The organism is Emticicia sp., from assembly GCF_043780375.1.
Taxonomy (GTDB): domain Bacteria; phylum Bacteroidota; class Bacteroidia; order Cytophagales; family Spirosomataceae; genus Emticicia.
The window spans coordinates 1-10,977 of the sequence record NZ_JAYWCU010000299.1 but is presented as its reverse complement, the minus strand read 5'-3'; the positions used below and the strand labels follow the sequence as shown (position 1 = coordinate 10,977).

The 10,977-nt window shown below is 37.5% G+C and carries 8 protein-coding genes; 3 read left to right on the top strand and 5 right to left on the bottom strand.

Annotation, left to right across the window (positions count from 1 at the left end; translation table 11 throughout):
* Both ACH2CJ_RS21820 and ACH2CJ_RS21815 read right to left on the bottom strand, forming a co-directional pair.
* A partial coding sequence (locus ACH2CJ_RS21820; protein WP_394996715.1) for a PQQ-dependent sugar dehydrogenase occupies positions 1 to 1,323 on the bottom strand: 1,323 nt, incomplete at its 3' end.
* A gap of 202 nt (positions 1,324 to 1,525) precedes the next feature.
* On the bottom strand, positions 1,526 to 2,239 hold the full coding sequence (locus ACH2CJ_RS21815; RefSeq protein WP_394996712.1) for a hypothetical protein: 714 nt from the start codon (positions 2,237 to 2,239) through the stop codon (positions 1,526 to 1,528).
* Positions 2,240 to 2,458: 219 nt separating this feature from the next.
* Between ACH2CJ_RS21815 and ACH2CJ_RS21810 the strand changes: the two genes are divergently transcribed.
* Together ACH2CJ_RS21810 and ACH2CJ_RS21805 are read left to right on the top strand one after the other, a co-directional pair.
* Positions 2,459 to 4,900 (top strand): carboxypeptidase-like regulatory domain-containing protein, encoded by a 2,442-nt coding sequence (locus ACH2CJ_RS21810; protein WP_394996710.1) that lies wholly within the window; start codon positions 2,459 to 2,461, stop codon positions 4,898 to 4,900.
* 34 nt (positions 4,901 to 4,934) lie between these two features.
* Positions 4,935 to 5,900, top strand: a complete 966-nt coding sequence (locus ACH2CJ_RS21805) for a DUF4249 domain-containing protein (RefSeq protein WP_394996708.1) — start codon at positions 4,935 to 4,937, stop codon at positions 5,898 to 5,900.
* A gap of 68 nt (positions 5,901 to 5,968) precedes the next feature.
* Here ACH2CJ_RS21805 and ACH2CJ_RS21800 read toward each other — a convergent pair whose 3' ends face one another.
* From ACH2CJ_RS21800 to ACH2CJ_RS21790, 3 genes are all read right to left on the bottom strand, one after another.
* Positions 5,969 to 7,702 (bottom strand): GMC oxidoreductase, encoded by a 1,734-nt coding sequence (locus ACH2CJ_RS21800; RefSeq protein ID WP_394996706.1) that lies wholly within the window; start codon positions 7,700 to 7,702, stop codon positions 5,969 to 5,971.
* 62 nt (positions 7,703 to 7,764) lie between these two features.
* Entirely contained in the window at positions 7,765 to 8,280 is a 516-nt protein-coding gene (locus tag ACH2CJ_RS21795) for a gluconate 2-dehydrogenase subunit 3 family protein (RefSeq protein ID WP_394996703.1), read from the bottom strand.
* Positions 8,281 to 8,409: 129 nt separating this feature from the next.
* A complete protein-coding gene (locus tag ACH2CJ_RS21790) occupies positions 8,410 to 10,632 on the bottom strand; it encodes a DUF5916 domain-containing protein (protein WP_394996701.1) in 2,223 nt (740 codons plus the stop codon).
* 225 nt (positions 10,633 to 10,857) lie between these two features.
* Here ACH2CJ_RS21790 and ACH2CJ_RS21785 point away from each other — a divergent pair.
* Positions 10,858 to 10,977, top strand: a 120-nt coding sequence (locus tag ACH2CJ_RS21785; protein ID WP_394996717.1) for an aspartate 1-decarboxylase, incomplete at its 3' end; no start/stop codon positions are given.

The window sequence follows — 10,977 nt, the reverse complement described above, 5'->3', positions numbered from 1 at the left end:
ATCACCTTTTTCGTCCATCGTTACCGACATAATCCAACCACGCATAAACTCTACAATCAACCATTTTCCTTCATAATAGTCAGGAAAAATACGCTTTCCAATAGGAAAATCTGATTTATGAAAAACTGGACCACCAGTAGCACTTCGCCCTGAGCTTCCCACTAATGGAAACTCTTCTGAAATGCCATAAGGATAATAAATAAAGGCTTTTTGTGCTGGAGGCAGTTGTTTCAAACCAGTGTTATTTGGCGAATCATTGATTGGCTTAGCGGGGTCATATTTTGAATCTGGTCTTGGTTTTCCTGTTTCAAAATTCCAATCAGTATAAATTTTATTATCACCGATAAAATAAGGCCAGCCAAAATTACTTGCACTACGAGCTTGGTTAAATTCGTCATAGCCACGAGGACCTTGCTCCGAATCTACCGAAGCATCGGGGCCAACTTCTCCCCAATACAGATAGCCAGTTTTGCTATCAATTGTTGGTCTCCACGGGTTGCGATGCCCCATTGTGTAAATTTCTTTTTTTACTAAACCATCGCCATTATTTGGCAATGTTTCATATAAATTCCCCTTTGGAATACTATATGGGGCAGCCCCTGCTGTCGCATCGGTTTCGGGCTTGATTCTCAAGATTTTTCCAGTCAAACTGTTGGTATTTCCTGCTCCACGTTGGTCGTCCCAATATTCCCAACCTTTTCTTTCGTCAAGGTTTGCATAGCCAACTGTTCCACTATTTGAAGTGTTATTTCCAACGGTTAAATATAGATTTCCTGCTTTATCGAAAACCATTCCACCGCCTGTATGACAACATTCTTCACGCTGAGTAGGTACTTCAAGAATGATTTTTTTAGAATTTGCTATTAATTCTTCGCCACGTAATTCCCAACGGGCTAACACGTGTTTTGTTGCCTCAACATCGGCATAATACATATAAATCCAATGATTCTGCTCGAAATTTGGGTCATGAATAAGTCCCATTAGCCCTTCTTCGGCTTCACGTTTCACACCTTTAGCATTGGTATATTTTGTGTTTACAGGAATGGTCGCCAAAGTTTTTATTGCACCAGTAGTGGGGTTATATTGTTTCAACGCCCCTTTGCGTTCGATAAACAAAACCCGTCCATCTTTTAGCAAGGCCATTTCCAATGGTTCGTCCAATTTATCGCCTAAAACCACTTTGGTAAAGCGATTTTCTTCGGGAGCTTGGGCAAATGTAACTTGTGAAAGAGAGATTAAGAGAATGAGACCGAAAATAATATACGGAGATAAGTTTTTATACTTATTTTTCTTTTTCCAGTGCTGAAAAAACAGGTGTTTCATTTTTTTGAAGGTTGAGTATTTTAAAAAACGAAGTAAATATGGTAAAAACTTTGATTTAACAAATAATAAATCGGCAGTTTAGTTGATGCACTCGACAATTTGGCTCTTTTGAGCGATTTCTCAAAACGAATCGCTATAAAAAAATTAGGGTTTACAACTTTTATAAGTCGTAAACCCTAATTTTATATGATCTAATGATTGATTATTTTCCACCAAACAATCTACTCCAGAAACCTTTGGCTTTTTGGGTTACTTCTGCAACTGTTTCGCTTGCTTCGGCGGCTAATTGTTGGGCTTTGGCTTTAGCTTTTGTTGCGGCTTCGCTTGCATCTTCTTTCAAATCATCAAATTTTTCAGCGGCTTCGGCTTTCATTGCCTCCATATTTTCGCTTTTCATAAATTCTGTTGCTTTTGCTTTCAAGTTATCAACAGTAGCAGATGCTTCTGCAACAAATTCTTGAGCTTTTGTTTTAGCTGTTTCCAATACTTCGGCTGCATCTTCTTTAAAGTCTTCAAATTTCTCGGCTGCATCTGCTGCCATCTCTTGAGCTTTTACTTTAGCTGCATCCATTGCTTCAGTTGCGTCGTCTTTCAAATCGCTGATTTTCTCGGCTGCACTTGCAGTTACTTCTTGAACCTTTACTTTAGCTGCTTCTACGGCTTCGCTAGCATCTGCTTTTACTTCGTTGATTTTCTCGGCTACACTTGTTGTTGCTTCTTGAACCTCTACTTTAGCTGCTTCTACAGTTTCGGCTGCATCAGTTTTCACTTCACTTACCAATTCTGTTTCTTTTAAACCATCAATGGTTTCTGTTGCTTCGGCTTTCAAATCTGCAAGTTTTTCAGTTGCGACAATTTTAGCTTGGTCTGCAACTTCAGTTGCTTTATCAGTCATTTTTTTTTCGTTCTCTGCCATGATAGTATTAGAATTTTAGGTATTTGATTAAAATTTTGATGTAAAATTACAACATTTGCAACTACAAAGAAAAAATAAACGATTGATATTTAAGTAATTATGATGTTTTTTTCTTGTTAAGTTTTAATTCTCATAATTTTAAAACCCAACCCCACTTTTCAACATCAATTTTCGTTAGGTATAATATGACTATCAATTTCTTTCAAACGAGCAATTCTAATGATTCAAAAAATACCTTTAGTTCTACTGTTAGCTTCTATCTTTTCTTTCAATGTTTTTGCCCAAAAGTCTTTCACAATTAGCGGTTATGTGCGAGAAAAAGGTAGTTTGGAACAGCTCATTGGCGTAAATATTTATGTACCAACGACCAATTTTAGAACTGCAACCAATACCTACGGTTTTTATTCACTCACACTTCCTGCCAAAGACTCGGTTGTGTTGGTTTTCTCATTTGTTGGTTATGAAAGAGTTATCAAGAAAATTGCTCTCACAAAAAACTTGGAAGTTAATATTACTTTAGTTTCTACCAATCAATTGCAAGAAGTTGTGGTATCATCCAAACGCCAAGAGGAGCGAGTAAGTGAGTCGGTACAGATGAGTAAAATTGATATTCCGATTAATCAAATCAAGAAAATTCCTGCATTTTTAGGCGAAAAAGATGTTTTAAGAATTCTTCAACTAATGCCTGGTGTGCAGAAAGGCTCTGAAGGACAGACCGGAATTTATGTACGGGGTGGTGGGCCTGACCAAAACTTAATAATCCTTGATGATGCCATTGTTTATAATGCCAACCACCTATTTGGATTCTTTTCGGTTTTTAATGGCGATGCTTTGAAGAGTGTTGAACTTACAAAAGGCGGTTTTCCTGCACGTTTTGGTGGGCGACTCTCATCAGTTATTGAAATGAATATGAAGGAAGGAAACAAGGAAAAACTAAGTGGAGAAGGAGGAATTGGCTTGATTTCTTCGAGATTAACTTTGGAAGGCCCAATTAAAACAAAGAAAAAAGCAGCGGCTCGTTCTTCATTTCTCATTTCAGCTCGTCGGACTTATGTTGATGTGCTGGCTGCTCCGTTTATCAAAGCATCGCAAAAAAACGAAGTAGAAAAAACAACAGGAGGTTATTATTTTTATGATTTGAATGCTAAAATGAACTATGAATTAGGGGGGAAAGATAAAGTTTATTTGAGTGGTTATTTTGGAAAAGACAAATTTAAGACTGATACAGATGGTCCAACAAACAACTCAACTAATGGCTTGAATTGGGGCAATGAAACGGCAACTTTACGCTGGAATCACCTTTATTCGCAAAAACTATTTGGCAATTTATCTTTAATTTATAGCCGTTATAGATTTAATATTAGCTCAACTCAAAATTCCATAGATGCTGTTACAGAACTGCCTTCAACCTATAATTTGCAGTATGATTCGGGCATTCGAGATTACTCAATCAAATATGATTTTGATTATTTTCCCAATCCAAAACATATAATAAAGATGGGAATTCAATCAATTTCTCATCGTTTTACGCCAAGTGCAGTTGTTTTACAAGATTCGGATATTGGTAAATATGAAACAAAAATTGAAAATATTGATGTTATCGAATCGGGTATTTATGCAGAAGATGTTTGGCAACCAATTGAGCGGTTAAAAATGAATATTGGTTTTCGGATGAGTAACTACCATGTTTTAGGGGCAGATTATCTGCGTCCTGAGCCACGCTTCTCGGCAGCTTTAAAATTGAGTAATTCTTTAGCATTCAAAGCCTCTTATGCTTTGATGAACCAATATGTGCATTTGCTTACAAATACTGGATTGGGTTTGCCAACTGATTTGTGGGTGCCAACAACTGATAAGATTGCTCCGCAGCAATCGCAACAAATTGCGGCTGGTTTTGCCAAAGATTTTGATAAGAAAGGCTTGACATTCACCGTCGAAGGTTATTATAAAACAATGTCAAATCTTATCAATTATAAGGAAGGAGCAAGTTTTTTGCTTTTTAATGATGTTACGAGTGCAAACAAAGTACGTTGGGAAGATAACGTAACGGCAGGAAAAGGTTGGTCGTATGGTGCTGAATTCTTATTGCAAAAGAAAGTTGGGAAGTTCTCTGGTTGGGCAGGATACACACTTTCTTGGACGAAATGGCAGTTTGCTGAACTAAATTTTGGTAAAGAATTTTACCCACGTTACGACCGCCGAAATGACTTGTCGCTGGTCGGAATTTACGACATAAAACCTACGATTACTGTTTCGGCAGTTTGGGTATATGGAACCGGAAATGCACTCACGGTGCCAGTCTCAAGATATAATGGTTATAGTAATTTTAATACTCGCTCTGGTCAAAATATTAATTTGGCTAATTCAACAACACCAGTAACCCCACTTTTTGCGGGTCGTGGGGTGCAAGAATATGGCGAAAAAAATTCCTTTCGAGCCGAACCTTATCACCGTTTAGATTTGGGTGTTCAGTTTCATAAAAAAATGCGTCGCCATGAACGAACTTGGGAGGTGAGTATTTATAATGCTTACAATCGTAAAAATCCTTTTTTCTATCAACTAAATACCAAAATCGACGCAAACAAACAATCTGTCACGATTTTGCAGAGGTATTCTATTTTTCCGATTATTCCATCGCTTAGTTACAATTTTAAATTTTGAACAACCACAGCCCCTAAAGGGGAGTTTTAGATACATGAAAAATTTAAGAAAACATATTCCATTGTGGCAAGCATTCTATCATTCAAGCCTGATTATATTATTGATAATCAGTCAATTAACCTTTTTTTCTTGTAAAAGTTTGGTTAAAGAAATCGACCCATCAATTTTGCCAGAAACGGATTCAAAATTAGTTGTGGCTTGTTTTATTGCTCCTCAAGATACTGTTTTGTCGGCAAAAATAACAGAAACAAAAGTTCTTATTGGAACAATAGGCGACATCAGAGACGATATTACGAATGCTACCGTCAGTCTTTCTGATGGCACAACAACTATTTCTTTGGTTTATAATAAGGCACAAGGATATTATCGAGCCTTACCTTCTAAACTACCGATTTTGACAGGAAAAACATATTCAATTGTTGTAAGTACACCCGATGGAAGAAAAGTTAGTGCTTCAACAACAGTGCCGAGCGATGTTGCAATTAGGGAAGTAAAAGTTGATTCTTTGAAAAGTGTTGATAGTCAAAGAGGGAACTCAGTTACTAATACTGAATATACAGTAAAATTGATTTGGCAAGACGTAGTGGGTATGAAAAATTATTACCGAGGATTGGGCCTTTTTGACTTTATCTATCAAATTCCTGACCCTAAAAACAACAAAAATACTATTTTTAGCTCCTTTTCTACAATTCTTGATTTAAGAACAATTGACGACAAAGATACCGATGGACAGTTGATTTCGTTAAGTCGAAGTTTTCAACCGCTTAATAATCAAGGCTCATCAACAGGGCAAAATGCCAAATTAATAAGACTTAAAACCATTCAAGTTGGACTATTTCAAACTGATACCCACTACTATAATTATCATACATCGTTGCGAAAACAAAGAGAAAATAATAATCCATTTGCCGAACCTGTGCTTCTTTATACCAATGTAAATGGAGGTTTTGGCTGCTTTGGCTCGTATAATGCTACTTGGCAGGATGTCAAATTGAAGTAAGTTTTCAAGAAAAAAGAATTTATCAGGGAGTTGTTGTTGCTCACTGATAAATCCTTTTAAAACTACGTTTACAAATTACCTTTCTTAAACTCCTTTACCGCAAAATCGGCGGCACGAGCAGTAATTGCCATAAATGTTAGAGACGGATTTTGCGTTGAATTGGAAGTCATGCAAGCTCCGTCGGTTACGAATACATTTTTGCAATTGTGCAACTGATTCCACTTATTTAGCATTGATGTTTTTGGGTCTTTTCCCATTCTTACACCGCCCATTTCGTGAATATCCAAGCCTGGGGCTTTGTCTGGTTTATCGTGCGTTTTGATGTTCGTAAAACCTGCTTTTGTGTACATTTCGGTTAATTGCTCATGAAAATCTTTAATCATTTTCTCGTCGTTGTCATCATAAGAAACCGAAATTTTCAACTGTGGAATTCCCCACTGGTCGGTTAAAGTTTTATCTAAAGCTACATAATTACTTTCTTTCGGAATCGTCTCGCCCATCATGTGCGAGCCTACTCGCCAATTGCCGTATTTGGTATTTGCCAAACTGTTTTTCAAATCTTCGCCAATGCCAGAAGTGTCATTATTAGTCATTCGACTTGTGCCAAAACCTGCGGAATAGCCTCGCAAGAAGTCGGTTTCTTGCTTTAATAAATTACGAAAACGAGGAATATAACTACCATTCGGACGAATTCCTTCGGTGGTACTATCTAAAAAGCCTTCATACTCTCCCGAAATCGTGGTACGGAAATTATGAAAAGCGATGTATTTTCCGAGCAAACCGTTATCATTACCCAAACCATTTGGAAAACGATTTGAAGTAGAATTCAACAGAATCAAATTGGTATTAAGGGTTGCGGCATTTAAGAAAATAACTTTTGCATAATATTCGGTTATTTCTTTGGTGTTGGCATTAATTACCCGCACGCCTGTTGCCTTACCGTTGGCGGCCCCACCTTTTTTCTCATCGTAGATAATAGAATGTACCACCGAATCGGTTTTCATTGTCAATTTTCCTGAACGCATCGCCCACGGAATTGTCGATGAATTGCTACTAAAATAACCACCATATGGGCAGCCACGCTGACACAAATTACGGTTTTGGCATTGCCCTCGTCCTTGTTGAAAGTGAATGTCTTTTGGCTGAGTCAAATGAGCACAACGACCAATAATCACGGGGCGACTTCCGTTGTAATGCTTGGACATTTGTTGTGTAAAATATTTTTCAACGCATGATTGCTCGTGTGGTGGCAAAAACTCGCCATCGGGCAATTGTGGCAAACCATCTTTATTGCCCGAAATTCCTGCAAATTTCTCTACATAACTGTACCACGGAGCAATATCAGCATAACCAATTGGCCATTCAACGGCAAAGCCATCACGGGCTGGCCCTTCAAAATCGAACTGCGACCAACGTTGCGTTCCTCTGGCCCACATCAATGATTTTCCGCCAACTTGGTAGCCACGAATCCAATCAAATGGTTTTTCCTGCACGTACGGATGTTCGGCATCTTTTACAAAAAAATGAGACGAATCTTCGCCAAAAGCGTAACATCGGCTCGCAATTGGGTTGGCATCTTTTAGTTCTTTGGTTATTTGTCCGAGATGGTCAAACTCCCACGGGTTTTTCATGGTCGTTGGGTAATCTGTCACGTGCTTTACATCACGACCACGCTCCAGTAATAATGTACGTAAGCCTTTGCCTGTCAGCTCTTTAGCCGACCAACCACCGCTAATTCCTGAGCCAACAACGATGGCATCGAAAGTACGGTCTTTTACTGAATCTATATTAAAATATGACATTTTCTTAGTGAATGTTGAATGATAGAATTGTGAATGAATAAATGAATTCTTGGTGAAAAAATTTAACTTTTTACAGGAACACAGCCATGATAAAAACCAGGAGCCATATTGAAATGCTGGATATTAACCATGTAATATTCAGAATTTGTATAGCCTCGAATCGTTAGACTTTTAATCATATCTACAAATCTTTTGCTTGAATCATCTGCTTTGCTCATTTGCAAAATAATATCGGTGCGTTGTTTTGCATCACATTCAACAAACGACTTATTGTTAATTTGTTTTGCCAATTCTTCAGTCTTGGCAAGTCCTTGTTTCAAGCTTTTTTGTGCCGCTTCCCCATAACAATCGTTTATCATTCGCATGGCAAACTGATGCACTTTGAGCGATTTTGCACCTAGTGTTTTTGTTTCAGGAATGATAGTTTCTACGATTTCGGCCAAAATACTTTCATCACTAACTGATAATGATGTATTTGTACCAATAGAGCTGGGAGTCCAGTTTGAGGCCCACGCGGGAAGAGTCACTAAGCCACCAAAAGCCATTGATAGGCTTTTTAGTGCGGAGCGTCGTTTCATAGTTTTGCTGTTTTTAAGGTTGAATAAAATTTATATTGTCGTTGAAAATGTATGAGTTTTTGATATTTGGAGTTAATTAGAAATATCGTTTTATTTTTTATAATTAACTCTAGAGCATTAACAATTATTTCAAAACTGCTTCAAATAGCTAATTTTTGCAATTACGTGGTCTTCAGTTTGAGTAATTCGCTGCATATTTGGTTGCTGAATATTATCAAAACCTCGGTGATTATAAACAAAGTAAATATACGACAAAGGTTGATATTCCCACGAAAGACGAATATTGTAATTTTGAGAATTATTTTCTGAATTTTTCTGAAAAAAACTAATCAATTGCACACGTGGATTGATAGCAAAACGCCCTTCAATGGCATATAAATTTACGGTTTTGTTTTTGGAAAAATCGCCAACACTTTTGAAATGATTTCTGTTATAGCGACCAACAATCGAAATATGAGGAATAGGTGCAAATTGTAATTTGAAGTCGTTACCAATCAGTTTTCCATCAAAATAGCTTCCCCAATTATAATCAACCGTCAGATTAATAATTTTTGAAGGGTCGGTACTGGCATAAATTTGGTGTCTTACATAATTATAATTTCCCACAGGAATTGTAACGCCCAAAGGCTCGAAAGGTTCGGTTAAGCTTTGAAAAGTGGGATTAACTAAATAGCCTAAAAAACCCCCATTTTGAAAATTGAACCATACAGGATTGATATTAATTTGACTTTCTATCAATTTTCCAGTAGAGGCTTGGTGATATAATTCGGTCATGATACCAGGCTCAAACGCTCGAATATATTTTTTGAATGGTAACCAATTTCCTCGATTGTACCAAAAAAACCCTGGCGTAGTACCCACCACATCGCTTCGAGAAACAAAACCCATTTCGGGGTTAAAATTCTTGGTTACGACCGATTCTGTCCACCAAATTTTAAACTGGTTGTTAGTATAATAATATTGTGCAAAACCCGAAAAACCTTGCTTTCTACCATTAGTAGAGGTCGAATAAACTGCCATCGTATTGAGCGAGTGAGCTTGACTTAACCGAAAAAAGCCATCAATTGTAGCAACAATATTTGAACCATCGGGACGATTTTTGACTGTTAGAAGTCCACCAATACGATTTTGTTTGCCAAAATTTTCAGAAAATCTTCCTACAAAAAAGTTCGTTGCTGGCGTATCGCCCACACCTCGCTGCCGCATCAAGATTGCTCCATAATTTCGCTTCAATGAGCGATAAACAAATCTTCCGCCCGCATCAATCGGTATCGGATTACCTGCATCATCAAGTCCTATTCTTCTGCTAAAAAATGGTTGTACTCGCATCGTACCGCCCGACATGTCGAAATTTGGACCTACGCCCACACCAAAAAGTGAGGCGTTTTCAAGAAAAAACTGTCGCCTTTCAGGAAAAAACACTGAAAAGCGAGTAACATTATTTACTTGGCGGTCGGCATCGGCTTGAGCAAAATCAGTGTTTGTTGTGAGGTCTAAAACAGCATTAGGATTGATTGCCCATTTCAATTCACCTCCCAATTTATAATTCGTATCCGAAGGTTTTGGTGAAACGCCACCTTTATAATTATCATAAGATGTCAGAAAATAAGGTTGAATTCTAACATTGGGTGATGGTGGAGGTGGTTGCAAGTTTTTCAAAATACCTGCATAAGTCATACGTAAGTTTGAAAACGAACGAGGGTAAGGCGAAAAAGCAGTCTGTTCGTTGGTCATTCGGCGACTACGAAAAACATTGAAGCCCCAGTTTTGAATCGCTTCGGTAGTTTTTGGATAACGCAAGGTTTGCCACGGAATAGCCATTTCGGCTACCCAACCAGAGTCGGTTCGAGTGGTGCGTACTCGCCAAAGTCCGTCCCAATCGGTGTCATAATATAGGTCGTCGAACGACAGCAAATCTCGTTGCACGCCATATGGATTTGTGACCAAAGCCATTGAGTTTCGTTTATCATTGAAACCATCAAACGATAATGCAATCATGTCGTGTTGCCTTACATTAAAATCTCTCTTAAAATCGGTTGCTCTGATAGATTTTTTACCGAGAGAATCACGAGCAAAAATGCCAAAATAGAGATATTGTTTGTTGTAAAGCACTCGAACCTCGGTATTTTGTGTAGGATTTTTGCCTTGGAATGGCTCAATTTGTATAAATCCTGACGTAGGTTTGATTTTTCTCCATTCGGCATCATTCATCACACCATCTATACGAAGTGAAGACGTAATTTGTGTAGCTTCTATTACTTTTTTTATAGAATCGGGTTTAAAAATATCGGCATCTTGAGCGAAGGATATAGAAGTGGTGGCAACTAAAAAAAGTAGTAGTTTTTTTATCATTTGTTTATGAGCTTTTTCAAAACAAATTTAGTTAAAAAAATTAAATCTGAATTTTATTATCGGACAAAATGTTTCTTTCCCACGCAATTTTATAATTTTGCAGGCGATTCTAACAGAATTAAAAAGATTCTTTAGATTTACAAGATTAAAAACTCGCCATTGTTTGGTGGTTTTTTATTGGTCTTGATTGTAAATACTTTTCACAAAAAACAATATGAAAGTCAAATGTTAATCAATATTTTCAAATCAAAAATCCACCGAGTGAAGGTTACACAAGCTGAACTCAATTATGTAGGAAGTATCACCATCGACGAAGATTTGCTTGATGCAGCAGGAATTGTAGAA

What these genes read in the sequence shown, in the direction of transcription:
- ACH2CJ_RS21810 (WP_394996710.1), top strand. Translation starts at nt 2,459, where the DNA reads ATGATTCAAAAAATACCTTTAGTTCTACTGTTAGCTTCTATCTTTTCT.
- ACH2CJ_RS21795 (WP_394996703.1), bottom strand. Translation starts at nt 8,280, where the DNA reads ATGAAACGACGCTCCGCACTAAAAAGCCTATCAATGGCTTTTGGTGGC.
- ACH2CJ_RS21800 (WP_394996706.1), bottom strand. Translation starts at nt 7,702, where the DNA reads ATGTCATATTTTAATATAGATTCAGTAAAAGACCGTACTTTCGATGCC.
- ACH2CJ_RS21790 (WP_394996701.1), bottom strand. Translation starts at nt 10,632, where the DNA reads ATGATAAAAAAACTACTACTTTTTTTAGTTGCCACCACTTCTATATCC.
- ACH2CJ_RS21815 (WP_394996712.1), bottom strand. Translation starts at nt 2,239, where the DNA reads ATGGCAGAGAACGAAAAAAAAATGACTGATAAAGCAACTGAAGTTGCA.
- ACH2CJ_RS21805 (WP_394996708.1), top strand. Translation starts at nt 4,935, where the DNA reads ATGAAAAATTTAAGAAAACATATTCCATTGTGGCAAGCATTCTATCAT.